At 58.2% G+C, this 24,419-nt stretch carries 25 protein-coding genes; 22 read left to right on the forward strand and 3 right to left on the reverse strand.

Annotated elements, in window-relative coordinates; genetic code table 11:
* Positions 1-6: 6 nt before the first annotated feature.
* Positions 7-1,002: a molybdopterin-dependent oxidoreductase gene (locus MCM46_18255; protein ID MCG3113750.1), complete on the reverse strand. Its 996-nt coding sequence runs from the start codon at positions 1,000-1,002 to the stop codon at positions 7-9.
* A gap of 141 nt (positions 1,003-1,143) precedes the next feature.
* Here MCM46_18255 and MCM46_18260 point away from each other — a divergent pair, with 141 nt between their 5' ends.
* A complete protein-coding gene (locus MCM46_18260; protein MCG3113751.1) occupies positions 1,144-2,052 on the forward strand; it encodes a formylglycine-generating enzyme family protein in 909 nt (302 codons plus the stop codon).
* A gap of 63 nt (positions 2,053-2,115) precedes the next feature.
* Here MCM46_18260 and MCM46_18265 read toward each other — a convergent pair whose 3' ends face one another.
* Positions 2,116-3,129, reverse strand: a complete 1,014-nt coding sequence (locus MCM46_18265; protein ID MCG3113752.1) for a zinc-dependent alcohol dehydrogenase family protein — start codon at positions 3,127-3,129, stop codon at positions 2,116-2,118.
* A 170-nt stretch (positions 3,130-3,299) separates the two neighbouring features.
* Here MCM46_18265 and MCM46_18270 point away from each other — a divergent pair, with 170 nt between their 5' ends.
* From MCM46_18270 to MCM46_18355, 18 genes are all read left to right on the forward strand, one after another.
* The gene (locus tag MCM46_18270) at positions 3,300-3,914 is read left to right on the forward strand and encodes an NUDIX hydrolase (protein ID MCG3113753.1); all 615 of its coding nucleotides are present in this window, start codon (positions 3,300-3,302) and stop codon (positions 3,912-3,914) included.
* Between the two features lie 114 nt (positions 3,915-4,028).
* Positions 4,029-4,655 (forward strand): cyclase family protein, encoded by a 627-nt coding sequence (locus tag MCM46_18275; GenBank protein MCG3113754.1) that lies wholly within the window; start codon positions 4,029-4,031, stop codon positions 4,653-4,655.
* Positions 4,656-4,687: 32 nt separating this feature from the next.
* Positions 4,688-5,647 carry a decarboxylating 6-phosphogluconate dehydrogenase gene (gene gnd, locus MCM46_18280; GenBank protein MCG3113755.1) on the forward strand — a complete coding sequence of 320 codons (960 nt, stop codon included), beginning with the start codon at positions 4,688-4,690 and terminating at the stop codon, positions 5,645-5,647.
* 177 nt (positions 5,648-5,824) lie between these two features.
* Positions 5,825-6,733 (forward strand): hypothetical protein, encoded by a 909-nt coding sequence (locus MCM46_18285; protein MCG3113756.1) that lies wholly within the window; start codon positions 5,825-5,827, stop codon positions 6,731-6,733.
* Between the two features lie 208 nt (positions 6,734-6,941).
* Positions 6,942-7,481, forward strand: coding sequence for a bifunctional pyr operon transcriptional regulator/uracil phosphoribosyltransferase PyrR (gene pyrR, locus MCM46_18290; protein MCG3113757.1), 540 nt, complete (start codon positions 6,942-6,944; stop codon positions 7,479-7,481).
* Positions 7,482-7,518: 37 nt separating this feature from the next.
* Positions 7,519-8,451, forward strand: a complete 933-nt coding sequence (locus MCM46_18295) for an aspartate carbamoyltransferase catalytic subunit (protein MCG3113758.1) — start codon at positions 7,519-7,521, stop codon at positions 8,449-8,451.
* Entirely contained in the window at positions 8,448-9,743 is a 1,296-nt protein-coding gene (locus tag MCM46_18300; GenBank protein ID MCG3113759.1) for a dihydroorotase, read from the forward strand. The genes MCM46_18295 and MCM46_18300 overlap by 4 nt, the downstream gene beginning before the upstream one ends.
* Positions 9,740-10,867 carry a glutamine-hydrolyzing carbamoyl-phosphate synthase small subunit gene (gene carA / locus MCM46_18305; GenBank protein ID MCG3113760.1) on the forward strand — a complete coding sequence of 376 codons (1,128 nt, stop codon included), beginning with the start codon at positions 9,740-9,742 and terminating at the stop codon, positions 10,865-10,867. Before MCM46_18300 ends, carA begins: the two co-directional genes overlap by 4 nt.
* A gap of 2 nt (positions 10,868-10,869) precedes the next feature.
* Complete coding sequence (gene sppA / locus MCM46_18310; GenBank protein ID MCG3113761.1) at positions 10,870-11,850, forward strand: signal peptide peptidase SppA; 981 nt, start codon at positions 10,870-10,872, stop codon at positions 11,848-11,850.
* Between the two features lie 20 nt (positions 11,851-11,870).
* On the forward strand, positions 11,871-12,353 hold the full coding sequence (locus tag MCM46_18315; protein MCG3113762.1) for a hypothetical protein: 483 nt from the start codon (positions 11,871-11,873) through the stop codon (positions 12,351-12,353).
* A gap of 30 nt (positions 12,354-12,383) precedes the next feature.
* Positions 12,384-12,635: a hypothetical protein gene (locus tag MCM46_18320; GenBank protein ID MCG3113763.1), complete on the forward strand. Its 252-nt coding sequence runs from the start codon at positions 12,384-12,386 to the stop codon at positions 12,633-12,635.
* Positions 12,636-12,835: 200 nt separating this feature from the next.
* Positions 12,836-13,012, forward strand: coding sequence for a hypothetical protein (locus tag MCM46_18325; GenBank protein MCG3113764.1), 177 nt, complete (start codon positions 12,836-12,838; stop codon positions 13,010-13,012).
* Positions 12,994-13,248: a hypothetical protein gene (locus MCM46_18330; GenBank protein ID MCG3113765.1), complete on the forward strand. Its 255-nt coding sequence runs from the start codon at positions 12,994-12,996 to the stop codon at positions 13,246-13,248. The genes MCM46_18325 and MCM46_18330 overlap by 19 nt, the downstream gene beginning before the upstream one ends.
* Positions 13,249-13,509: a type II toxin-antitoxin system RelE/ParE family toxin gene (locus MCM46_18335; protein MCG3113766.1), complete on the forward strand. Its 261-nt coding sequence runs from the start codon at positions 13,249-13,251 to the stop codon at positions 13,507-13,509.
* A 12-nt stretch (positions 13,510-13,521) separates the two neighbouring features.
* Positions 13,522-16,752 (forward strand): carbamoyl-phosphate synthase large subunit, encoded by a 3,231-nt coding sequence (gene carB / locus MCM46_18340; protein ID MCG3113767.1) that lies wholly within the window; start codon positions 13,522-13,524, stop codon positions 16,750-16,752.
* A complete protein-coding gene (gene greA / locus MCM46_18345; protein ID MCG3113768.1) occupies positions 16,749-17,219 on the forward strand; it encodes a transcription elongation factor GreA in 471 nt (156 codons plus the stop codon). The genes carB and greA overlap by 4 nt, the downstream gene beginning before the upstream one ends.
* A gap of 25 nt (positions 17,220-17,244) precedes the next feature.
* Positions 17,245-18,096: an SAM-dependent chlorinase/fluorinase gene (locus MCM46_18350; GenBank protein ID MCG3113769.1), complete on the forward strand. Its 852-nt coding sequence runs from the start codon at positions 17,245-17,247 to the stop codon at positions 18,094-18,096.
* Between the two features lie 18 nt (positions 18,097-18,114).
* Positions 18,115-18,390 carry a hypothetical protein gene (locus MCM46_18355; protein ID MCG3113770.1) on the forward strand — a complete coding sequence of 92 codons (276 nt, stop codon included), beginning with the start codon at positions 18,115-18,117 and terminating at the stop codon, positions 18,388-18,390.
* An 8-nt stretch (positions 18,391-18,398) separates the two neighbouring features.
* Here the strand turns inward: MCM46_18355 and MCM46_18360 are convergent, their stop codons facing one another.
* Complete coding sequence (locus MCM46_18360; protein MCG3113771.1) at positions 18,399-20,408, reverse strand: PAS domain S-box protein; 2,010 nt, start codon at positions 20,406-20,408, stop codon at positions 18,399-18,401.
* Positions 20,409-20,984: 576 nt separating this feature from the next.
* Between MCM46_18360 and MCM46_18365 the strand changes: the two genes are divergently transcribed.
* From MCM46_18365 to MCM46_18375, 3 genes are all read left to right on the forward strand, one after another.
* The gene (locus MCM46_18365) at positions 20,985-21,809 is read left to right on the forward strand and encodes a HAMP domain-containing histidine kinase (protein MCG3113772.1); all 825 of its coding nucleotides are present in this window, start codon (positions 20,985-20,987) and stop codon (positions 21,807-21,809) included.
* A gap of 293 nt (positions 21,810-22,102) precedes the next feature.
* Positions 22,103-22,867, forward strand: a complete 765-nt coding sequence (locus MCM46_18370; GenBank protein ID MCG3113773.1) for an alcohol dehydrogenase catalytic domain-containing protein — start codon at positions 22,103-22,105, stop codon at positions 22,865-22,867.
* Between the two features lie 169 nt (positions 22,868-23,036).
* Complete coding sequence (locus tag MCM46_18375; protein MCG3113774.1) at positions 23,037-24,053, forward strand: transporter; 1,017 nt, start codon at positions 23,037-23,039, stop codon at positions 24,051-24,053.
* Positions 24,054-24,419: the final 366 nt, after the last annotated feature.

A 24,419-nucleotide genomic window follows, 5' to 3' on the forward strand; every position in this document is an offset into this window, starting at 1 on the left:
GGTGAATTAGTCGACGAAGGTGACGATCGATTGAAGGCCGGAGGTTCCGTCCGGAAAGGCGCGGGAGACGAAGGCGGTCTGCGTCCGGCTGAGCTTATCGGTGGCTCTGGAGAGGATTTGATAGGTTCCCGGCTTGGCGTCCTTCCATTCATATTTCCAAAAGACCCAAGAATAGGGGGAAGGGGGGGGCTCGATCGTCGCCGGGACCCAGCTCTTTCCGCCGTCGAGTGAAATCTCCACGGAGCGGATGCCGTATCCTCCGGTGAAGGCGATGCCCCGGAAAGTATATCCCGCTTTAATCGTGTTGTACGGGCCGGGGGCGTCGATCCGCGATTTTACTTTGATCGTCGCCGTATCGGTCCACCCTTTCTGCTGCCAGTATCCTTTATAGTCCCCGGCGACCAGATCGATCCGCGTCAGCCACTTCACGTTTTTAATCCCGTAGAGTCCCGGGACGACGGCCCGGAGGGGATAGCCGTGCTCCTTCGGCAGGGTCACCCCGTTCATCTGGTAGGCGAGGAAGACGTCGTAATTCAACGCGCGATCAAGGGTGATCCCGTCCGAGTAAGAATCGGCGCCGTACATCGCCACATCTTCGACCCCCTGAAGGGGCGTGGCTTCTTCGATCAGGCTCTTCAAGGTCACCCCTTTCCAGACGGCATTGCTGATCAACTCCCCGGCGACCTCGTTGTCGATGCATTCCAGGGTGACCATCTTCTCGACGGCGGGGCGGGCGAGGATCTCTTCGTAGGTCAGCTCCAGCGGGCGCTGCACCTTCCCGGTGATCCGGAGGGTCCAGTCGGCCGCATCGACCTGCGGCTGTTTCCCGAAGTTGACGATATAGAAGTGTTCGTTGGGGGTGATGAAGGGAATCTCTTTCGGGGGAAGGGCCAAAAATCGCTTCATCAGAAAGGTTGACGCTTCGACCTTTCGAGTGAAGAGGGTGGCGAAGATGCCGAGACTGGCGTAGCGGAGAAAATTCCTCCGATCAATGAGATTCATGAGTGCGATTATATCGATGACTTTTTGAAATTGCAACGGATAGAAGAGGGGGGATGCGCTTGCAAAGGGAGGGTAAATTCGTTATATTAATACGGCTTTAACAAGGGACCACCCACCCATTTTCAAATCCGAGGAGATTGAATGAGCCGAGGCGTCGTTCTTGCGATCTGTATTACCATGGCACTGCTGACGATACTGACGATGGTCGCGCTGGTCGTCGAATCGAAAAAGTCGAAGGAACTTCGGGAGCGGACCCGGCTGATCCAGACGGAAGTCGCGGTGGTCCCAGATATGAAATCGGTCGACTACAGCTCCTTCGAAACGATCGTCGGCGGCGACGGCAGAGAGATGGTCTTGATCCCCGGCGGCTCCTTCACGATGGGGGGAGGACCCGAGGGTGATTTCGACGAGCAGCCGCAGCGGGTCATCTACCTCGATGGTTATTATATGGATAAACACGAGGTGACCAATGCCGACTATGCGCGATTCGCCAAGATGCTTAAGCGTCCCCTTCCGACGATTCCGGTCTTCGAGGACGACGTTAATCTCTTGAAAGGAGAGACCCAGCCGGTGGTCGGGGTGACCTGGATCGATGCCTTTGCCTATTGCAAGTGGGCGGGAAAACGTCTTCCGACCGAAGCGGAGTGGGAGAAGGCGGCGCGGGGAGAGAACGGCCAAACCTTTCCGTGGGGGGATTCCTTCAACGTGAAGTTGGCCAACGGCCGCGGAGACGAAGACGGCTTCAAATACAGCGCGCCGATCGGCAGCTTCGAGCAGGGGCGGAGCCCTTACGGCCTCTACGACATGGCCGGCAACGTCTCGGAGTGGGTCTCCGATTGGTATGATCAGTTCTACTACAAAACATCCCCTTTCAAAAATCCGCAGGGACCGGCGGAGCCCGATATCAATAAAGTCCTTGTTTACCGCGGCGGATCGTTCAACAACTCGCCGCACGATCTGCGCGCCTCCAAGCGCTTCGGCGGGGCCCATGCCGACCGCGGAGAGAGCAGCGTCGGCGTCCGTTGCGCGCGGGACCTCAACGTACAGTGATTTCAATTAGGAATCTGAGAATTAGGAATTGAAAACAAGTTTTTTGATGTTGATTCCTAATTCCTAATTGTCTTTTTTTACTTTCAGCACCCCCGCCCCCTGTATCCCGTCGTGCTTCAAGCGCGAGAGCGCTTCGTTCGCTTGCTCTAAACCAAACAATTCGGTATGCGTCCGGATCGGGATCTCCGAAGCCAATCGGAGGAGCGCCTCTCCGTCCCGCCGTGTGTTGGCCGTGACGCTTCGAAGGTTTTTCTCGTAAAAGAGTTCCGTCCCGTAATGGAGGGTAGGGATATCGGTCATGTAAATCCCCGCCACGGCGACGGTTCCTCCTCTCTCGACCGCGCGCAGCGCGGCGGGAACCAACTCGCCCGCCGGGGCGAAGATGATCGCCGCGTCGAGCTTGACCGGAGGGACATCGGCCGCTTCGCCGACCCACACGGCCCCGAGCTCACTCGCCAACCGGCGATGTTTCTCCCCGCGTGTCGCGACGTAGACCTCGCATCCCCAATACCGCGCAATCTGGATCACCACATGGGCCGAAGCGCCGAATCCGTAAAGGCCCAGGCGCCCCCCCTTCCGGATGTCGCTTCGATGAAGCGCCCGGTAGCCGATGATTCCGGCGCAGAGGAGCGGCGCCGCCTGATGCGAGGGGAGATCGGCCGGCAAGGGATAGATGAACGCCTCTTGCGCGACGATGTATTCGGCATAACCGCCATCAACGTCATAGCCGGTAAATTGGGGGAGCTCGCAGAGGTTTTCGTCGCCGCGAAGGCAGTAGAAGCAGGCGCCGCAGGCGGCCCACAGCCAGGCGACGCCGACCCGGTCGCCTACTTGAAACCGGCTCGTATGGGGGCCGAGCCGGCTGATCTCACCGACGACCTGATGACCGGGGACAATCGGGTTTTTGTGAACCGGCAATTCCCCCTCCACCACATGCAGATCGGTTCGGCAGATTGCGCAGACCTCCACGCGGATCAACACCTCTCCCGCGCCCGGCGCCGGGATCGGACGCTCGACCGATTGCAACGGCCTCTCCTCAAGCGGTCCTCGTTTTTCTACGATCATTGCTTTCATCATAAAACTCCTTCAAACAGTATTTTCATTTTAATAGAAGCGAAGAGGAAAAGCGAGCGGGCGAACCTGAACGACGAGATCCTTTGCTCAGCTCCGGATGACAGGCGAGATTGACTCATCGACGGGATTTCGACTAAAGTCAAAACCGATATGGGCTCGAAAGGAGAATGCAGATGAAGTTTTGTCCGGAATGCGGTCGGCCGTTGGTTCAGCACAAAGTCGAGCGGCACCTCCGCCGGGTTTGTCTCCCGGATGGTGAAGGGTGCGGTTTCATCGACTACGGCCGCTTCACCCTCGGCGTCGGCGGTCTGGTGATCGACGCCGATCCCCAGACCGGAGAGCGCCGGGTCCTCCTGATCCAGCGTAATCAAGAGCCGAACAAGGGGGGATGGACCCTTCCGGGAGGGTTCGTCGACTTTGATGAAACAGTCGACCAAGCGGCGGTCCGGGAGGTGATGGAGGAGACCGGTCTTCAGTGCCGCGCCATCGGGATGGTCGGATTCCGCAACCGGGCCGATTCTGATGTGAACACGTCGTATGCAGTTTTCTTGCTGGAGGCGATCGGCGGGGAATGCTTCACCCAACCGACCGAGGAGATCGCCCAATGCGGTTTTTACACCCTCTCTCAAATTGAGGAGATGCCCCGTCTTGCCCCCCTTTCTCGGACCGTGGCGACGGCCGCCCTGACGGCCGAGCTCCACCTTTTGCGTCCGATCACCGTTCCCGGCCTGGGGGATCGTCCCCCTTTTACTTTCTTTATGGGATCGGATCGATCGACGCAATCTTAACGGCCGGATCAGGTCGCGTCAGAAGGCCCTCCCCCCGACCCTCCGTTGACTTCTTTCCGCGCCGTGTGAAAAGATCATTTAAAAGACCATCACCTCAAACTTGAGGGACAAGCGATGCGACTTTATGATGTGACAATGACACTCACCCATTCCATGCCGACCTATCCGGGGGAGCCGGGCCCCGCCCTCACGCCGGTCAAGCGGATGAAAAAAGGGGACCCGGCGAATGTCTCCGCCCTTTCGCTCGGCCTGCACACCGGCACCCACGTCGATGCCCCGATTCATTTTATCGAAGGGGCGCCCGGGGTTGAGACGCTGCCGTTGGAGATCCTTTGCGGACCGGCGCGTCTGGTCCGGATCGACGATCCGGAGGCGGTCCGTCCGGGCGAGCTCGAACGGGCCGGATTGAACGGCGTGACCCGCGTTCTTTTTCAAACACGGAATCGGGAGTGGATCAAGGCGCCCCGTTTTCATGAGGATTTCGTCTATATCACGCCGGAGGCGGCGGAGTGGCTGGTTGCGCGCGGCGTCCGTCTGGTCGGCATCGACTATCTCTCCGTCGAGGCGTTCGGCGCGCCGCAGCCGCGGACGCATCAGACCTTCCTCAATGCCGGTGTTGTTGTGATTGAGGGCCTTGATCTGTCGCTTCCCCCGCCGGGCGATTACGATCTCCGGTGTCTTCCCCTCAAGATCGCCGGCGCCGACGGCGCCCCGGCTCGGGTCGTTCTCGCCGGGGGGTGATCCACCCATATTTATTTCGAGGAGGACGCACCATGGAATTTGGAATCATCGGTCTGGGAAGGATTGGGAGCAATCTGGCGATTCATTCGGCCGAAGTCGGAATTCGGGTCGTCGGCTTCTCCAAAGAGGTGACGAACCTCGATGCGCTGGGCCGTCATGGCGTCCAGGTGACGGCGGGCCTGATCGATCTTGTCAAATCACTCCAATCGCCCCGGGTCATTTTTCTCTCGGTGCCGGCGGGGCCGACGGTCGACGAAGCGCTCGACCGGCTCGTTCCTTTTCTGGAGCCGTGGGATGTGATCGTCGACGGGGGGAATTCGCATTTTCGGGATTCGATCGCGCGATTTCGCCGCCTCCAAAAAAACAAGATCGGCTTCGTCGATTGCGGGACCAGCGGCGGCCTGGAGGGGGCGCGGAGCGGCGCCTGCTTCATGGTGGGGGGAACGGAGGACGCGGTCGCGCGGGCGGCGCCGATTTTAATGAAGCTTGCCGTTGAAGAGGGCTTCTTCTATGCCGGCCCTCCCGGCGCGGGGCACTACTGCAAAATGGTCCATAACGCGATCGAGTTCGGCATGCTTCAGTCGATCGGGGAGGGGGTGGAACTGATGCGGCGCTCCGACTATCAGATCGATCTCGCCGATCTCTTTCATGCCTGGTCGCACGGCTCGGTGATCCGCGGGTGGCTGGTCGAGCTGATGGAGCGGGGATTGCGCGAGCATCCCGATCTTTCCAATGTCCCGGCCTACGTCGAGGATACCGGCGAGGTCAATTGGGCATTGGAAGAGGCGATCGAAGAAGAGGTCCCGATGCCGGCGATCACCCAATCGGTGTTGGCTCTCTTTACCTCCCGCGGGGGAGGCTCGGACGCCGCCCGCGCCGTCGCCCTTCTTAGAAATCAATTCGGCGAACACCCCTTCGGCCCCCGGCCGGACATTGCTAAGATAAGGAAGACCGGAAAGGTCGGCGGCTGGAAAGCCGATGAAGCCGCATAGCCGCGTTCTCCTGCGGTATTGATTTCATCTCTTCGTCTGGTATATCCTCTCCATAAGAACTTCAACAAAACTTTTCTGTTCGACTCAATTCATTATTTTCCAACCGAATCTCTCGCGATCGATCCGCCGTTCGTGGAGCGTCCGGCGGCGCTGCCGCAATGAAGCGGGAGGAATAAAATGTCCCCCATGGCAGGAAAGCAGAATCAAACTCAAACGCGAAAATCCTCCGGCCTCGCTCGGTCCAACAGGGCAACCCTGGGGACCGATCATTTGGAACATCCCTTTTTCCGATTGCAGCGGATCATCGGGAATCAAGCGGTGCAACGGACTTTGCAAATGAAGCGGACGATCGGCCGGCCGGGAGACGCGTCTGAGCGGGAAGCGGATGATGTCGCTGAGCGGGTGATGCGCATGCCGGATGCCGCCGAAGGGGGGCCGTTGCCGGCGCACGAGCCGACCCATACCATCCAGCAGGGCGCGGCGGCGGGGCCGATCCAGCGGCAAGCGGCCCCGGCGGTTCCGCGCAAGACCATCTGGGTGAATATCGGCTTCGACTCCAGCGCGCAGGCGAATGAAGAGACGATGAGAAAGCTGAGGGCGTCGATTCGGGTGGAGAAGGCCGCCATCGCCGGCTGCTGCGCCGTCCATAACCGGGCCTGCAACATCGACGTGAAGCAACACTACGACTGGCGCCGCTCCAACAAGCCGGCCCCCGCCGACGGCGACTATGACAGCGACGTCGCCGCCGACCGTGAATTGCGCGACCGGAACTTCGACAATATCGCCGGGCGGGCCGGCGGGGTGAAGGTCCTTGTGACGGAATCGACCCTCAGCCAGACCTGGGAGGGGGTCCGCATCTTCCCGCGCGCCAACACCCCAGAAAAAGGGATTTTGTGGAACCGCGCCCTGGCCGCCGAAGACACCCTCGCGCATGAATCGGGCCACGCGGCCGGTTATACGGGGGACGCCGAAGGGGGTCATCACAGCACCGATCCGCAGAATCTCATGAGTTCCGGCAGCATTCGCGAGGCCGGCGCCACCCCCGACGCCAACTGGTGCCAGCAGATGGCCGCGACGGCGCGGTAGTCGGTGGTTCATTGAAACCACAATAAACCCTTGACATTTCCCTCCCATCAAAATAGAATAGCCCCAGTTACCCTTTAAACCGGCCCCGCGAGGCTGGAAAGGAATGGACGGTGATTTTTAACGACTTCATAAAACCTTCTCCCGATCTTCATAGGCGGGAGAAGGTTTTTTTATACCCTGACGCCGGCGGGAGGAGAACGGGAGAGCAATGGAACGGGTGATTCTCAATTCGGTCGAGATCTATCGGGCCCTAACCCGGATTGCGCATGAAATCCTGGAGCGGAACAAGGGGTCGAAGGAGCTTGCACTCATCGGTATCCGAACCGGCGGGGTCTACCTCTCACAGCGATTGGGAAAGAAGATTCAAGAGATTGAAGGGGAGAGCGTTCCGATCGGTGAGCTCGACATCACCCTGTATCGAGACGATTTGGCCCATCGGAAAGAGTCTCCCGTCCTCAAGAAAACCCTTATTCCCTTTGACCTGAACGACCGGAAGATCATCCTGGTCGACGATGTCCTCTTTACCGGGAGAACCATTCGCGCGGCGATGGACGGCCTGATGGACCTGGGACGGCCGAAGCAGATTCAATTGGCGGTTTTGATCGATCGAGGCCATCGCGAGCTGCCGATCCGCGCCGATTATGTCGGGAAAAACCTCCCGACCGCCACCGACGAAAAAGTTGAAGTGCTCCTTGAAGAAGCGGGGGAAGAAGATCGGATCGTTTTGAGAAAAGGGACGGAAAAATAATCGAATTCGTAGGGGCAGGCCCCCGTGCCTCCCCGGGATGCAGACGATGGGACTGAAGCGAAAAGACGTTCTCGCCATTGCCGAGATGGATAAAGAAGAGATCGAGCTGATTCTCCAGACGGCGGAATCGTTCAAAGAGGTCTCGACCCGCGAGATCAAGAAGGTGCCGACCCTCCGGGGGAAGACGGTGGTCAACCTCTTCTTTGAGCCGAGCACCCGGACCCGGACCTCTTTCGAATTGGCGGCCAAGCGTCTCTCGGCCGACGTGATTAATATCTCCACCTCATCGAGCAGCGTGGTGAAGGGAGAGACCCTCCTCGACACGGCGCGAAACATCGAGGCGATGCAGTCGGACATCATCATCCTCCGCCACGCCTCTTCCGGCGCCCCGTACATTTTGGCCCGGGCGCTGCGGAGCGCGGTGATCAACGCGGGGGACGGGTCGCACGAACATCCGAGCCAAGGGCTTCTCGACCTCTATACAATCAAAGAGAAGAAGGGGGGGATTCAGGGGCTGAAAGTGGTGATCGTCGGCGATGTGCTCCATAGCCGCGTCGCGCGCTCCGACATTCACGGTTTGAAAAAGCTGGGCGCCGAGGTCCATCTCGCCGGTCCTCCGACCATGATTCCCCTCGGCATCGAGCAGTGGGGAGTCAAAGTTCACTATCGTCTGGAGGAGGCGATTGCGGGGGCCGATGTGATCATCCTCCTTCGCCTCCAGCTGGAGCGTCAGGGAAAGGGATATCTCCCGACCCTTCGAGAGTATGCCCAGCTCTATGGTCTTAATAGCAAGCGGGTCGCGTTGGCCAACAACGGTGTTCTGGTGATGCACCCCGGCCCGATCAACCGGGGGGTCGAGGTGACCTCCGAGGTGGCCGACGGTCTCTCGTCGGTGATTCTGGAGCAGGTGACCAACGGGGTCGCGGTCCGGATGGCGTTGTTGTATCTTCTTTCCGGAGAAAAATCATGACCGAGCGAATCCTAATTCAAGGGGGACGGATCATCGATCCCGCGGCGGGAAGGGATGCCGTCGGCGATCTTTTGATCGAAGAAGGGACCGTCCGCGAGATCGGCCCGCGCCTTTCGGTCAAGGGCTCCTGCCAGAAAATCGATGCGGCGGGAAAACTCGTCGTCCCCGGACTCATCGACCTGCACAGCCATCTGCGCGAGCCGGGGTTCGAATATAAAGAAACGGTCGCGACGGCGACCGCCGCGGCGGCCGCGGGGGGCTTCACCACCATTTGCGCGATGCCGAACACCAACCCGATCAACGACAACCAATCGGTCACCGAATTCATCCTTGAGCGGGCGAAGGCGGAGGGAAAAGTGCATGTCCTCCCGGTCGGGGCGATCACGAAGGGATCGAAAGGGGAGGAGCTGGCGGAGATCGGGGAGCTGGTCGCCGCCGGATGTGTCGCCCTCTCCGACGACGGCCGGCCGGTGATGAACAGCGAGCTGATGCGCCGGGCGATGGAGTATGCGAAGATCTTCGACGTGCCGGTGATCGATCACTGCGAAGACCTCAACCTCTCGGCCGGCGGGGTGATGTTCGAGGGGGAGGTCTCGACCGCGCTCGGGTTGAAGGGGATTCCGGCCGCCTCGGAGACGGTGATGGTGGCGCGCGACATCGCCCTCGCCGAGCTGACCGGCGCGAAAGTCCATCTCGCCCACATCAGCTGCGGCGGCTCGGTCCACCTGATTCGCGAGGCGAAGCGGCGGGGGATCGCGGTGACGGCGGAGACCTGTCCGCACTATTTTACCCTGACCGACGACCGGGTGCGGGGCTTCGACGCCAATGCCAAGATGAAGCCCCCCTTGGCGACCCGGCGCGACCTGGAAGCGGTCCGCGCCGGACTGGCCGACGGGACGATCGACGCGATCGCCACCGATCACGCCCCGCACGCCGCGCAGGAGAAAGAGTGCGAGATCGACCATGCACCGTTCGGGATCATCGGCCTGGAGACCGCTTTTTCCCTCTCCCTGATGTTGGTGGAGGAGGGGCTGCTCACGTTGCCGGCGCTGATCCAAAAGATGACGGAGAACCCGGCCCGGATCATCGGCAAAAAAATCGGGCGGCTTGGGATCGGCGATCGGGCCGACGTCACGCTGATCGATCCCGCGGCGGAGTGGGTCGTCGATGCCGGCGACTTCAAGTCGAAGAGCAAGAATTCCCCGTTCATCGGCTGGAAGATGAACGGGCGGATCGCCGGCATCGTCCTGTCCGGCGTCTGGAAGCCCGCGGATGCGGAGGCAAGGCGATGAAGCGGGCGATCCTGCTGCTGGAAGATGGAACGGCCTTCCTCGGAAAGTCGTTCGGGGCCGAGGGAGAAGCGGTCGGCGAGGTGGTCTTCAACACCAGCATGACCGGCTATCAGGAGATCCTGACCGATCCCTCTTATAAAGGGCAGATCGTCACGATGACCTATCCCTTGATCGGCAATTACGGCGTCAATCCGGAAGATGTCGAATCGGAGCGTCCCTGGCTGGAAGGGTTCATCGTCAAGGAGTACTCCTCTTTCCCGAGCAACTGGCGGGCGACCGAGCCGCTCGATCAGCTCTTGAAGCGCAACCGGATCGTCGCCATCGAGGGGATCGACACCCGCGCCCTGACCCGAAAGATCCGCGACCGCGGCGCGATGCAGGGAATCCTTTCGACGGAAGCGTTTGAAACGGCCTCCCTCATGAAGAAGTTGAAGTCTCATCCGCCGCTCGTCGGGCAGGACCTCGTCCGGCAGGTCACCTGCGTCGAGGCATATCCCTGGAAAGAAGGAGCCTGGCGGGAGGCGGTTCCGGCGCCGGTCCATCATGTGGTGGCATACGACTTCGGGATCAAACAGAACATGCTCCGGCGGCTGGCCCAGATGGGATGCCGGGTGACGGTGGTCCCCGCCGAGACCCCGGCCGAAAAGGTGCTGTCGATGAATCCCGACGGCGTTCTTCTCTCGAACGGGCCGGGCGACCCGGAGGCGGTGACCTATGCGATCCGGAACACCGAGAAGCTGATCGGCAAAAAGCCGATCCTCGGAATTTGTCTCGGCCATCAGATCCTGGGGCTGGCGCTCGGGGGAAAATGCAAGAAGCTCAAATTCGGCCATCACGGCGGGAACCAGCCGATCATGGACCTGGCGACGCGTCGGGTGCAGATCGTTGCCGAGAATCACGGCTTCGCCGTCGATCTCGCGTCGATCGAAAAAGAGGTGGCGCTGACCCATGTGAACCTGAACGACAACACGGTCGAGGGGATGCACCACCGGACCCTCCCGGTCTTTTCCGTTCAGTACCATCCGGAGGCCTCGCCGGGCCCGCACGATGCCCACTTTCTCTTCAAACGGTTCATCGACTCTTTTACCCACCAAACAGCCTCTGCCCAAGGAAGGGGGAGATAATCATGCGACGTCGAATCTTCGATACACATCTGTTCACGATCATTCTTGGAGGGGGACTCTCGTTTTTGCTCTCGGGATGCATCTATAACATTTCCCTGCTCCCCCAGCCCGGACCGTTGGAGGAAAAGGTCGTCGAGGGGAGCGGCGACGACAAGATCCTTCTGCTCGATATCTCGGGCATCATCTCCGAGGAGAAGCCGGATGGCCTGATCGAGCGCCCCGATATGGTCGCCCGGGTCAAGGAGGAGTTAAAGCGGGCGGAGTCCGACAAGGGGGTGAAGGCGGTGGTCTTGCGGATCAACAGCCCCGGCGGAACGGTGACCGCCTCCGACATCATCTATCACGAGATCGTCCGATTCAAGGAGCGGACCGGCCGAAAAGTGATCGCATCGATTATCGACGTCGGCGCGTCCGGCGGGTACTATATCGCGATGGCGGCCGATCGGGTGATCGCCCAGCCGACCTCGGTGACCGGCAGCATCGGCGTGATCATGCTGCATGTGAATCTTCAAGGGCTGATGGAAAAGGTGGGGGTGGGGGCCGAAGCGATCAAGTCGGGAGAGAATAAAGATTTGGGCATCCCGACACAGCCCCTTACGCCGGAGGACCGTGAGATCTTCCAGAGTGTGATCAACGATATGTATGCCCGCTTTCTGGAGGTGATCATCCGAGGCCGGGAGGGGCTCCCCGCGGACCGGATCAAGGCGCTCGCCGACGGCCGGATCTACACCGCCACCCAGGCGAAGGAGGCCGGCCTGGTCGATCAGATCGGCTACCTGGACCAGGCGATCGAGCTTGCGAAATCGGAAGCGGGTCTCACGGAGGCGAGTGTGATCCTCTACAGCCGGTCGGGCCAGCATATCAACAACATCTACTCCGAGGCGATCCGGACGGAGGTGAATCCCCTCTCCGCCTGGGGGGTCGACCCCAAGCGGCTTTTGCAGGGGGGATCGGCGAGGTTTCTTTATCTTTGGATGCCGTAACAGAGAGTGTATACATTTCTATGTCGGATCAATTCAGGGATTTTATTGCGGTTCTTGCTGCCCTTGATAAACATGGTGTGGATTATGTTTTGATCGGGGGCGTTGCGGTTGTCCTTCATGGGATGGAACGGTTAACCCGTGATGTGGACATTATGGTCAAGATGGTTCCTGAAAACGTTGAAAGGTTGAGGAAGGCGCTCCATGAGGTTTTCGATGATGGTTCCATCGAGGAGATTACGCTCGGTGAGTTGCAGAAATATCCCGTGATTCGTTATGGAACGCCGAATGATTTTTATATCGATGTCATCGCTCGGATAGGTGAGGTTGCCGCATTTGAGAGCTTGGATTATGAAGTTCTTGATTACCAAGGGACAAAGATCAAGATTGCGACACCCGAGACGTTGTATCGTCTCAAGAAGGACACCGTGCGCGATCGAGATAAAATGGATGCAGCGTTTTTACTGGAGCTAATTAAAGCAAGAAAATCAAACCTGCCTCGCTAGGGTTGATTTTCATCTTTATCGAGAAGTCTGATGCCGGTCTACAAATATAGAACGTTTGAAGAAGCGGAACGAGCTCTATGGAATTTCAATCCGGATGAGGCGTACTTTAAAAGAGTCGCCGACCTTTGGGCATTTGCGGATCAACTGAATTCCATCGTTTATCCCAAGGGGGTTTTTAAGTTTCAAAATCTAGAAGAAGCAAATAGGCAAAGATACGAATTGGAATTGGCCCATGCAAGAAAGGTTCAAGCCGGTGGTACTCAGCGACATGGAAGTAAATAGGCCCGAAGCAGGCGAAGGATGTTCTACAGAAAAGAGTATCTGATGGAGAAGATCAAAATCGTCGGCAGGCGGCGGCAGAGGGAGACTGAAACGGAGAAAGACTACGATGTCTTGTTAAAGACGCTGCAGGCACTTCGCGGAAACCGCGGCATTTGTCCAAGGGGGGTTTATCGTTTCAGGACGTTTGAGGAAGCAGATCAATGGATGATCCGGATGATCGCCAAGGCTTCAGCAGAAACCCGACCGTAGACGACTTGGTTCAGCTCTGTAAATCGCTCAATGAAGCAGGGGTTCGATATGTCGTGGTCGGAGGATTTGCCGTTGCGCATCATGGCTACGTTCGGACGGAGGAGGGATCATGGCTAAGGCTTCGATAGAGTATAAAGAACTTCAGAAGATGTTGAAGAGCCTTCCTTCCGACAAGTTGAAAGAGGTTTTAGACTTCGTACAGTTTCTCAAAACCAAGGAGATGATCGATCCGAGTCAGGCATACTTCTGGACGAAGAAGTGGCAGCAGATGGAGAAAGGGGCGGAAGAGGACATTAAAAAGGGAAGAGTTCATCAATACCCTTCGATTGATGCTTTAAAGAAAAAAATAGAGAATGGCGATTAAATGCGCTTTCAGACAACCGAGCGATTTGAGAAGTCGATGAGGAAGTTGCCTGTTGGGGTGAGAAACAAATTCTATAAGCAGCTTTCGCTTCTACTTCGAAATCCAAGGCATCCCTCTCTCCATACAAAGAAAATCAAGGGAGCCGACGGTATCTGGGAGGTGCGGGTAGATGATCACTATCGGTTTACCTTTTCTCAGGATGAAGATCTGATCACGTTGCGGGTCGTCGGTCACCATGACGACGTCTTGAAAAAACCATAACAGGAATCGAAATTGCCGAAGCGAACCGACATTCATAAAATTCTCTTGATCGGCCCCGGGCCGATCGTCATTGGGCAGGCGTGCGAGTTTGATTACTCCGGGACACAGGCCTGCAAGGCGCTGCGCGAAGAGGGATACCAGGTGATCCTGGTCAACAGCAACCCGGCGACGATCATGACCGATCCCGAAGTGGCCGACCGGACCTACATCGAGCCGATCACCGTCGAGGTGTTGAAGGAGATCATCGCCCGCGAGCGCCCCGATGCGCTCCTTCCGACGATGGGAGGACAGACGGCGCTCAACATGGCGGTGGCGCTTTATGAGCAGGGGGTGCTGGAGCGGTTCGGCGTCGAGCTGATCGGGGCGAAATATGACTCGATCAAGCGGGCGGAAGATCGCGAAGCCTTCAAGCGGGTCATCGAGAAGGCTGGTTTGGAATATACGAAGAGCGGCCGCGCGCGCAACCGGGAAGAGGCGTTGGCGGTGGTGGCGGAGACCGGGTTTCCGTCGATCATCCGCTCCTCGTTCACCCTCGGCGGCGCCGGGGGGAGCATCGCCTACAACCGCGAGGAATTCGAGAGCTGCGTCGAAGCAGGCCTTTCAAGCAGCCCGATCCATGAGGTGTTGATCGAACAGTCGGTTTTAGGATGGAAGGAGTTCGAGCTGGAGGTGATGCGGGACAAACACGACAACGTCGTCATCATCTGCTCGATCGAGAACCTCGACCCGATGGGGATCCATACCGGCGATTCGATCACGGTCGCCCCGGCGCAGACCTTGACCGACAAAGAATATCAGCGGATGCGCGACGCGGCGATCCGGATCATCCGCGGCGTCGGCGTCGACACCGGCGGGTCGAACATCCAGTTCGCTCTCAACCCGAAGAGCGACGAGATGCGGGTGATCGAGATGAACCCGCGCGTCTCCCGAAGCTCGGCGCTCGCCTCGAAGGCGACCGGCTTCCCGATCGCCAAAATCGCCGCCAAACTCTCGGTCGGCCTCACGCTCGATGAGATCCGAAACGACATCACCCGTGTGACCCCCGCCTCGTTCGAGCCGACGCTCGATTACGTGGTGGTGAAGATCCCCCGGTTCGCCTTCGAGAAATTCCCGAGCGCCGACCCGACCCTCACCCTCCAGATGAAATCGGTCGGAGAGGTGATGGCGATCGGCCGGAATTTTAAAGAGGCGCTCCTGAAAGCGTTCCGGTCGCTGGAGATCAAACGGGACAGCCTGGAGCCGCGTTATACCGCGTTGGACGACGGCGACGGAAAACGGCTGAAGGAGATGATGACCCGCCCGACCTTCAACCGGCTCTGGCAGGTCGCCGACGCCCTCCGGCTTGGCGTTTCGATCGACGAGATCTATCAATTGACCAAGATCGACCCCTGGTTCCTCGATCAGATCCGGGAGGTCATCGCCATCGAAGAGAAGGTGAAAAAGCTGGGTCATGGGACCCCGCTCGATCCGGAGGTCATTCGGACGGCGAAGGCGGCGGGATATTCCGACCGGCGGATCGGGAACCTGGTCGGACGCTCGGAGGGAGAGGTTCGCGCTTGGCGGGAGAAAGAAGGGATCCTTCCGGTCTACAAGCGGGTCGATACCTGCGGCGCCGAATTCGAGGCGTACACCCCGTACTTCTACTCGACCTACGAGCGGGAGTGCGAGGCGGCCCCGACCGACCGAAAGAAGGTGATCATCCTCGGAAGCGGTCCCAACCGGATCGGGCAGGGGATCGAGTTCGACTACTGCTGCGTTCATGCCGTCGCGGCGCTGAAAGAGATCGGCTATGAGAGCATCATGGTCAACTGCAACCCGGAGACGGTCAGCACCGATTACGACACCTCCGACCGGCTTTATTTCGAGCCGCTGACGCTGGAGGACGTTCTCCACATCGTCCGGCGGGAGGGGGCGGAGGGGGTCGTCGTCCAGTTCGGCGGGCAGACCCCGTTGAAGCTGGCCGTCCCCCTCGAAAAAGAAGGGGTCCGGATCTTGGGAACCTCTTCCGATGCGATCGATCGGGCGGAAGACCGGGAGCGATTTAAAACATTGTTGGAAAAACTCGGACTGAAGCAGCCGCAGAGCGGCCTCGCCCGCTCCTATCCCGAAGCGCTGAAAGCGGCGGGAGAGATCGGTTATCCGGTGATGGTCCGTCCGTCGTATGTTCTAGGCGGGCGGGCGATGGAGGTGATCTACGACCAGGAGAGCCTGCGCCAGTATATGACCCATGCGGTGAAAGCGTCGCCGCAGCACCCGGTCCTCGTCGACAAATACCTGGAGGACGCGGTCGAGATCGATGTCGATGCGGTCGGCGACGGCCAAGAGGTCTTCGTCGGCGGGATCATGGAACATATCGAAGAGGCGGGGGTTCATTCGGGCGACTCCGCCTGCTCGTTGCCCCCCTTCTCGTTGAGTCCCTCGATTTTGGAGACGATCCGCGCGCAGACGATCATCCTGGCCAAAGAGCTCGGCGTCGTCGGCTTGATGAACGTCCAGTTTGCAGTTAAAGACGGAGCGGTGTATATTCTGGAGGTGAACCCGCGCGCCTCCCGAACGATTCCCTTCGTCAGCAAAACGATCGGCCTGCCGTTGGCGAAGATCGCCATGAAGGCGATTCTCGGAAAGCCGCTGCGGGAGCAGGGGGTTTTTGAGGCGCGGCCGATCGCCCATATCGCCGTGAAAGAAGCGGTCTTTCCGTTTAAGCGATTGAATGTCGATTCGATCCTCGGGCCCGAGATGAAATCGACCGGCGAGGTAATGGGGATCGATCACGATTTCGGCCGGGCCTTCGCCAAGGCGGAGGCGGGGGCGGAGAATTTTCTTCCTGTCTCCGGCAAGGTCTTCATCAGCATCAAGGACAAAGACAAGCCGGCGATTTTACCGACGGCGAAGCGGCTCTTCGAGCTCGGTTTCAGCCTGATCGCCACCGCCGGAACCGCCGCTTATTTCGAGCAACACGGGATGACCGTCGAGCGGATCTATAAGGTCAAAGAGGGGAGACCGCACGTGGTCGACGCCCTGAAGAACCGCGAGATTCATCTGGTGATCAATACGGTCGGCGACAAGGTCTCTCAGGTCGATTCTTTTTCGATTCGGCAGACGGTTTTGTACTACGGCATTCCCTATTTCACCACGATTGCGGGGGCCAAGGCGGCGGTGCGCGGAATCGAAGCGCTGCTGAAAGGGGGAGTGGCGGTCAAGACGCTCCAAGAGTATCATGCAGAGATGGGAGGAAAAAAGTGAAAGTACCCATGACCCAAAACGGGTATGAGCAAATTCAAAAGGAACTCGAGCGATTGAAGCGTGTCGAGCGTCCCCACGTCATCGCCTTGATCGCAGAGGCGCGGGCGCACGGCGATCTTTCGGAGAACGCGGAGTATGCGGCGGCGAAGGAGAAGCAGAGCTTCGTCGAGGGACGGATCCGGGAGCTGGAAGACAAGCTGGCGAACGCGCAGGTGATCGACACGAGCAATCTTTCGACCGAAAAGGTGGTCTTCGGCGTGACGGTCACCATTATGGATCTTCAAACCGACGAAGAAAAGAAGTATACCCTCGTCGGCCAAGACGAGGCCGATCTGAAGGATGGAAAAATTTCCGTTCAATCCCCCGTTGGAAAAGCGCTGATCGGAAAACGGGTCGGCGACTCGGTCTCGATCGTCACCCCCTCCAAGACCGTCGAATACGAAATTCTCAAAATCACATTTGAATGATGCCCGATGGAATGCGGAGTGAGGAATGCGGGGTAAAAAAAGGCCGGCATCTCACTCCGCAACCCGAAACCCGAAATCGGCGACATTCGCCCTCGGCCCCGTCATCACCCTCACCACCGATTTCGGCTTAAGCGATTACTTCGTCGGAAGCGTCAAAGGGGTCCTGCTCCAAAGGGCCCCCGGCGTTTCGCTGATCGACATCACCCATGAGATCCCTCCGCAAGATCTGATCACCGCCGCCTTCATCCTCAAGGAGGCCTCGCTTTATTTTCCGAAAGGAACGGTTCATCTGGCGGTCGTCGATCCCGGCGTTGGAACCGATCGGCGGAAAATCCTCGCCGCCGAGGGAGGACAGCTCTACGCGGCTCCCGACAACGGCATCCTCACTTATATCCTTCAGAGGAAAGGATGCCGGGTTTATGCCGTCGGTGAGACGCCGCTCCTCTCACAGGAAAAGAGTCCGACGTTCGCCGGCCGGGATCATTTTGCCCCGATCGCGGCCCTTCTTGCGACGGGGACGCCGCCGGGGGCATTGGGCGCTGAGATCAAAGACCCCGTTGTCATCGAAGGGCTTTGGCCCAAAAGAGGGGAGGGAGAGATCGTCGGAAAAATTGTCTATATCGATCGTTTCGGAAACGCGATTGCCAACGTGACCGAAGCCGATTTGAAAGGGTCGATCGGCAGATCCGAATGGGCGCTTCGTGTAAAGGGGGTTCGACTGTCGGGCCTGAAGAAGAGTTATGCGGAGGGGAAGAAGGGCGCAGCCAATCTCATCGTGAACAGCTCGGGGCATCTGGAGATCTTCGTTCCGGGGGGGAGCGCGCGCGACCTTCTGGGGCTCCGTCTGTTGGATGAAGCGATGATCGAAAAGATTTAATAATGTGAGGCGGAAGAAATGGGCTTTGTTTTTTTATTGTTACTTGGATTAACGGCGATCATTCTGATCGCCCGCTTTGCTTCCAGGGCGGCCGGTCGGGGCGCGCCGGGGGGGACGGTTCAGAACGGGAAGGAGAAGATCACTTATGAAGGAGGGAAAAGCCACGCCGAAAGAGGGCGGTATTTCCAGGAGGCGACGATTTCTCTTCTTCTCAAAAAAGGGGTGATCACGGAAGAGGAGCTTCTTGCGGAGATTGAGATGATACGAAAAGAGGAAGGGCCGCATTCACCGTAAACGGGGGATCAGACCTGTCGCAGGACTTCCGCGACCGTTCGGAGAAGATCGTCGGGGCGGTACGGTTTGGGCAAATAGGAGATCTTTTTGAAGTAGGAAGCATGTTCGGTCCGGTGGCCGCTCGACACGATGACTTTTAAATCCGGGCCGATTTGGTGTAGCTGACGGAGGACTTCTTCCCCGGAGAGGTGGGGCATGGTTAAGTCCAGAATGATCAGATCAACCTCTTTTTTCTTTCCGGATAAGAGCGCGATGGTTTCCAGACCGTTCCCCGCGGTCAGCACTTTATACCCTTTGTATTCGAGAATCGTTTTTCCCAGAAGGCGGATCGCTTCTTCATCGTCGACCAGGAGAATGGTCTTTCCAGCCTCCGTCGCGGGCCTCTCGGAGGAGAGCGTCTGGCTCGAAAGAGGGGATTGCTCCGTCTGCGGGAAATAGATCCCGAAGGTGGTCCCCTCCTCTTTCGCGCTTTGTAATTCAATCCATCCTTGATGCTCCGCGACGATCCCGTAGACGGCGGAGAGTCCCAGCCCGGTGCCGCGCCCGATTTCTTTTGTGGTGAAGAACGGCTCGAAGATGCGATGACGAATCGCCTCATCGATTCCGCTGCCGTTGTCGGAAACGGTGAGACGGACGTAACGGCCCCTTTTGGCGTTGGGGTAGATGCGGCAATGCGCGTCATCGACTTCAATATTTTCGACACGGATCAAGATGCACGGCTCCCACCCCGGCGGCGTCGGGGCGTCCGTGCGCCGTTCCATCCGCTCCATCAGGGCGTCGCGGGCATTGACACAGAGGTTCATGATGAGCTGGTTCATCTGCCCCGCATCCGCCAGAATGAGCCAAAGGCCGGGATCGACCTTCATCTCGATCTGAATCTGGCGGTCGATCGCCTGCCGTAGAAGATGAACCGCCTCTTTGGCTTCTTTCCCAAGGTCTTGCGGCTGTTGGTCGACCGGGCTTCTCCGGCTGAACGAGAGAAGCTGTTGGGTCAGCCCGGCCCCCCGGCATGCCGCCTTTTGGGCGACGTCGACCAGGCCGAACAATTCGCTCCCGGCGGGAAGTTGTTCGAGAATCAGGGCGAGGCTCCCCGTGATCGCCGTCAGCAGATTGTTGAATTCATGGGCAACCCCTCCGGTCAGCTGGCCGACCGCCTCCAGCTTCTGCGCATGCCGGAGCTGCTCTTCGATCTGCTTCCGCTCGGAGATGTCGCGGACGAAAGCGACATGGAATTCATCGTCGCCGTGCCAGAGATGTCGCGCCGAAACCTCCACAGGGAAAACGACGCCGTCTTTGCGCCGGTGCAAGGTTTCGGTATGCACCGTATCGATCCGGTTTTGGATAATCTCCTCCCACCGCTCTTTCGAAAAAACGGGATCGATGTCCCACAGTTTCAGGCTCAACAGCGTTTCACGCGTGTAGCCGAGCGAGCGGCAGGCCTGTTCATTCACATAAGAGAAGCCGGCCTCGCGGGTCATAAAGAAGACCGCGTCCGGCGCATGCTCCATGGAGAACTGGAATCGCTGCAGCGCCTCCTTCGCCTGTTTTCGCTCGGTTAAATCCTCCAATTGTGCGACAAAATAGAGCGGCTCTCCGTCCGGGTCGCGAACGACGGTGGCGCTGACGCTCACCCAAACGGTGTGGCCGTCTTTGTGGAAAAAGCGCTTTTCCATTTTGAACGGATCTTTCTCGCGATTGAGCAATTCCCGGAAGCCTTTCAGGTTCGCGTCGAGGTCGTCCAGATTCATGATGGCGCGAAAGTTCATTCCGACCAGCTCCTGTTCAGAATATCCGACCATCTGGCAGAAAGCATGATTGACCTCGATCCAGCGGCCGTCGAGGCCGGTCAGGGTCATGCCGATCGGCGCCCGATCGAATGCTTTACGGAACCGCTCCTCGCTTAACCGCAATGCATCTTCAGCCCGTCGGCGTTCGGCGACCTCTTTCTGCAATGCTTCGTTGGCGGCCGCCAACGCTCTGGTCCGTTCAACGACGCGCTGTTCGAGGTCTTCGTTCATTTTCTTTGTCTCCCATGATGTCGCTTCATCGGAAGAGTCCAGGTTTCAAAATGTCACCTTCTATTAAAATACACTTGTGATACAAAAAGGCAAGGGATAAATTGAATGAAAGTATATTTACAAAGGGACTCTAAGTGAGATGATTCGTAGAGAGATGAACCGCCCAATGACGGAACACGGCGCAGCTCACATAGATCCTATTTCTCCAATTCCGGCGGCGATGTAATCGATCGTGATGTGTCCCGCCTTACTATGATATTCAAAATGTGATATTCAAAATTCGTGCGTGAAACGATTTTTGCGTCGCATTGTAATGCCGATCCCCCTTGTTCCCTGCATCTTTTTTAAATAAAATGAATCATTGTTCCAGCGGCGCGGGTCATCCTCAACCGTCGGCCGCCTTACTGTCCCGGCAGTTACCACTTCCCTGCCGGTCGACTGATACAACGCTTAAGTTGAACGCCGGCGACGTTGACTTCAACAAGATCGTCGGCATCTTCCGGCAATACCGGCGAGGAGGAGGATTTTCGCTTAAAGGACCGTTGCGTAAGTATAGATATAAAAGGAGGCCAGCTGATGACGAAACACAAACAAGACGTGATCACCTCGATTAACACGGCCAAGGCCAATTTGGAGCAGGCGCTGATCGACGTGGAGCATCTGCCGTCGTTCGATCCGGGGGCGTTTCGGTTCGCGGCGCATGCCATGGGCAACTATCTTGCCGTGGTGCAAGGCTCTGTTCAACTGCTCTCGCGCGAGCTGGAAGACCACCCGAGCGCCAAGGTTCACAGGTGGCTTCATGGGGTGCAACACGCCAACAACTTGATGACGCAGATGGTCGGCCAGCTGTTGCATTCCTCGTCGACGGCCGAGCTGAAATTGGTTTGCTCCAAATTCGATTTGGCGACGTTGGTGCGGAACGCGTGCCAGCTTTATCAACGCATTGCCGACGAGAAGAATATCGGCATGACCGTCGAAACGAGCCTGAAAGAGGCCGCCGTCTGGGCCGACGGGGTGGCGCTCGCCGCCGTTCTCGACAACCTGCTGTCGAATGCCGTCAAGTATTCGCCGCCGGGCAAGCAGATCTTCGTCCGGCTCGTTTCCGAGTCGGGATCTCTGGTTTGCAGCGTGATCGATCAAGGTCCCGGGTTGAGTATGGAAGATCAGGCGAGGTTATACCGGAAGGGGGTCCGGTTGAGCGCCGTGCCGACGGGAGGGGAGCCGTCGACCGGATATGGTCTGGCCGTCGCCAAGGAGTTGATCAATCAGCTCGGGGGTGAGCTTTGGTGTGTAAGCCGGCTCGGAGAGGGAGCCTGTTTCAGTTTTCGCCTGCCGCTTTATGTGGAAAATAAGCACGGCCCTTCTCAATCGAAGACCGACTCAAAAATTCCGGCATCGTAATCCATTGTGGTGTGTCCCGCCTTACCGCACATTCAAAATCCGTGCGTGAAATATTTTTTTATCGTATTGTAATGCCGACCCCCCTTGTTCCCTTCATGCTTTCTTAAATAGGATGAATCATTGTTCCATTGGCGTGCGTCATCCTCAATCGTTAGCCAACTTACCGTCTCGGCAGTTACCACTTTATAATCTTCGGAAGGTGATATCCGCGAAGGGAATGACCTGCTTGAGCGTGGACGCGATCTCGGTTCGCGGCCCTGGCCCAATCGACTCTTTACTTCGGAGCAACCCCCATGAAAGCGATTACCGTAGAGCCTAAAAAGCCCGGAACCGCCCGGTTCGAAGAGATTCCGGAGCCCGATGCGGGAGAGGGCTCGGTCTTGGTTGAAGCGGTGGCCGTCGGTGTTTGTGGAACAGACGTCGAGATCGTCGAGGGGAAATACGGCTGGGCGCCTCCGGGAAAGACGCGTCTGGTGCTGGGACATGAATCGCTCGGCCGCATCATTGATCCGGGTGCGAGCCGTTCACTCAAAAAGGGAGACCTGGTGGTCGGGGTTGTCCGCCGTCCGGACCCGGTTCCCTGCCCCAATTGTGCGGTGGGCGAATCGGACATGTGCCGCAACAGCCAGTACACCGAGCGAGGGATTAAAGAAATCGACGGATTTATGTCGGAACGATGGCGGATCGAGCCCGAATATGTCATGAAGATCGACCCCTCCCTGGGGATCCTCGGCGTGCTGATCGAGCCGACGACGGTGATCACGAAAGCGTTGGAGCAGGTTGTCACGATAGGGCAACGCAGTTTCTGGGAACCGAAGACCGCGCTGGTCACCGGCGCGGGTCCGAAAGGTCGGAGAGGGAGGCATCCTCTGCCTTGCCGGAGTCGGATCGGGCGGGATCGCGACCCGGGCCGTCGGCGATGTCGCGGCGGGGGCGGTCCTGAAGAACAATGTGATCGTCGGCAGCGTGAATGCGAACAAGCGCCACTGGTACAAAGCATCCAAAGCGCTGGCTCGCGCGGACCGGAAGTGGCTGAGCCGCCTGATTACACGCCGTGAAAAGCCGGAGCATTTCAATCAGGCTCTGGAGAGAAAACCGAACGACATCAAGGTCGTCATCCAGTTTTCTGATATTTGAAGGAGAAAATGAATATGGCTCTCAAAGAGGACAAACCCGCAACCGCATCCCGGAATCGGGCGAACAGCGGCCAACGCATCACCTACCGGAATGGTCTCCGATTACTTTAACGCCGGAACATCGAAAAAGAATCCCTTCGATCTCTTGGACGGTTCGGGAAGGATCCTCTCCGTTCCGCCGGGGCGGCCGACGTCGCTCCGCTTCCTTGCCTGGATCGGCTTGGCGGTTCTAATTACATTCATCGCCACGGAGGGTCGCGCACAAGAGCTGGAGCCAAGAGCCTATGCAAACACACCGGTCGGTTTGAATTTCCTGATCGTGGGCGACAGCTACTTGACGGGAAGTGTTCTAACCGATCCTTCACTGCCGTTAAAAGACGCTGAACTCCGGGCGCAGATGCCGTTAATTGCGTACGCAAGATCGCTCGATTGGTGGGGCAAGTCGGGGAAAGTCAACGCAGTGTTGCCGTATGCCTGCGCCTCGGGATCGGCCGAGTTTAATGGGGAGAAGGTGACGCGAGATGTCTGTGGATGGGCCGATCCCAGGGTGAAGCTCTCGGTCAATCTTTACGGCGCCCCCGCGCTGTCGCTGAAGGAGTTCCCCGGCTACAAACAAGATTTGATCGTCGGAGCCGGCTTGCAGATCGGCCTTCCCCTCGGCCAGTACGATGACGACAAGCTCTTGAACATCGGGACCCACCGTTGGTCGATCAAGCCCGAAGTCGGCCTGTCGAAGGCGATCGGGCCGCTGACGCTGGAGCTGATCTTGGGAGCCACTTTTTACACCGACAACAACTCTTTTTTGGGAGACAAGCAACGAAAGCAAGATCCGCTTTATTCCCTTCAAGGGCACCTCATTCATGGTTTCCGCTCCGGAATATGGCTCGCATTGAACGCAACGACCTATCGAGGGGGACGGACCACGATCGACGGCGTTCGAAGCGACGATTCTCAGCAGAATACCCGCTTGGGGGCGACCTTTTCCCTGCCGGTCAACCGACACAACTCGATTAAGTTGAACGCCAGCAGCGGCGTCATGACCCGTAGCGGCGGCGACTTCAAGCTGATCGGCGCCGTCTGGCAATACCGGTGGGGAGGAGGACTCTAGTTTAATAAGCCTCCGGCACCGTAGCCCGTTGGGATGTGTCCCCCCATACAATCGATTCAACGTATTCAAAATGCGTGCGCAAAATGTTTTTCGAACACAGTGTAAGGCCGACCCCTCTTGTCACCTGCATCTTCTCCCAAATAGAATGAGTCATTGTTCCATCAATGCGGATGATCTTCAATCGTGAGCCAACCGACCATCCGCATGGGTACCTGATTAAACCTTTCGCGCGATAAGCGACCGTCATTTCCATAGAGCTTTAAGGGGAACGTCCCCTCTTACATTCACGTCTGGAACGTCCGATGCATCGGCGACGTCGCGATCTGTTCATCGCGTCCATGCGTCGTCTCCACTGCAGATGCTCAG

It is taken from the genome of Candidatus Manganitrophus morganii (genome assembly GCA_021651055.1).
Classification (GTDB): Bacteria; Nitrospirota; Nitrospiria; order SBBL01; family Manganitrophaceae; genus Manganitrophus; species Manganitrophus morganii.

Bases quoted from the DNA above. Each gene is read 5' to 3' on its own strand.
- MCM46_18255 (MCG3113750.1), bottom strand. From the start codon at position 1,002: ATGAATCTCATTGATCGGAGGAATTTTCTCCGCTACGCCAGTCTCGGC.
- MCM46_18260 (MCG3113751.1), top strand. From the start codon at position 1,144: ATGAGCCGAGGCGTCGTTCTTGCGATCTGTATTACCATGGCACTGCTG.
- MCM46_18265 (MCG3113752.1), bottom strand. From the start codon at position 3,129: ATGATGAAAGCAATGATCGTAGAAAAACGAGGACCGCTTGAGGAGAGG.
- MCM46_18270 (MCG3113753.1), top strand. From the start codon at position 3,300: ATGAAGTTTTGTCCGGAATGCGGTCGGCCGTTGGTTCAGCACAAAGTC.
- MCM46_18275 (MCG3113754.1), top strand. From the start codon at position 4,029: ATGCGACTTTATGATGTGACAATGACACTCACCCATTCCATGCCGACC.
- gnd (MCG3113755.1), top strand. From the start codon at position 4,688: ATGGAATTTGGAATCATCGGTCTGGGAAGGATTGGGAGCAATCTGGCG.
- MCM46_18285 (MCG3113756.1), top strand. From the start codon at position 5,825: ATGTCCCCCATGGCAGGAAAGCAGAATCAAACTCAAACGCGAAAATCC.
- pyrR (MCG3113757.1), top strand. From the start codon at position 6,942: ATGGAACGGGTGATTCTCAATTCGGTCGAGATCTATCGGGCCCTAACC.
- MCM46_18295 (MCG3113758.1), top strand. From the start codon at position 7,519: ATGCAGACGATGGGACTGAAGCGAAAAGACGTTCTCGCCATTGCCGAG.
- MCM46_18300 (MCG3113759.1), top strand. From the start codon at position 8,448: ATGACCGAGCGAATCCTAATTCAAGGGGGACGGATCATCGATCCCGCG.
- carA (MCG3113760.1), top strand. From the start codon at position 9,740: ATGAAGCGGGCGATCCTGCTGCTGGAAGATGGAACGGCCTTCCTCGGA.
- sppA (MCG3113761.1), top strand. From the start codon at position 10,870: ATGCGACGTCGAATCTTCGATACACATCTGTTCACGATCATTCTTGGA.
- MCM46_18315 (MCG3113762.1), top strand. From the start codon at position 11,871: ATGTCGGATCAATTCAGGGATTTTATTGCGGTTCTTGCTGCCCTTGAT.
- MCM46_18320 (MCG3113763.1), top strand. From the start codon at position 12,384: ATGCCGGTCTACAAATATAGAACGTTTGAAGAAGCGGAACGAGCTCTA.
- MCM46_18325 (MCG3113764.1), top strand. From the start codon at position 12,836: ATGGATGATCCGGATGATCGCCAAGGCTTCAGCAGAAACCCGACCGTA.
- MCM46_18330 (MCG3113765.1), top strand. From the start codon at position 12,994: ATGGCTAAGGCTTCGATAGAGTATAAAGAACTTCAGAAGATGTTGAAG.
- MCM46_18335 (MCG3113766.1), top strand. From the start codon at position 13,249: ATGCGCTTTCAGACAACCGAGCGATTTGAGAAGTCGATGAGGAAGTTG.
- MCM46_18350 (MCG3113769.1), top strand. From the start codon at position 17,245: ATGCGGGGTAAAAAAAGGCCGGCATCTCACTCCGCAACCCGAAACCCG.
- MCM46_18355 (MCG3113770.1), top strand. From the start codon at position 18,115: ATGGGCTTTGTTTTTTTATTGTTACTTGGATTAACGGCGATCATTCTG.
- MCM46_18360 (MCG3113771.1), bottom strand. From the start codon at position 20,408: ATGAACGAAGACCTCGAACAGCGCGTCGTTGAACGGACCAGAGCGTTG.
- MCM46_18365 (MCG3113772.1), top strand. From the start codon at position 20,985: ATGACGAAACACAAACAAGACGTGATCACCTCGATTAACACGGCCAAG.
- MCM46_18370 (MCG3113773.1), top strand. From the start codon at position 22,103: ATGAAAGCGATTACCGTAGAGCCTAAAAAGCCCGGAACCGCCCGGTTC.
- MCM46_18375 (MCG3113774.1), top strand. From the start codon at position 23,037: ATGGTCTCCGATTACTTTAACGCCGGAACATCGAAAAAGAATCCCTTC.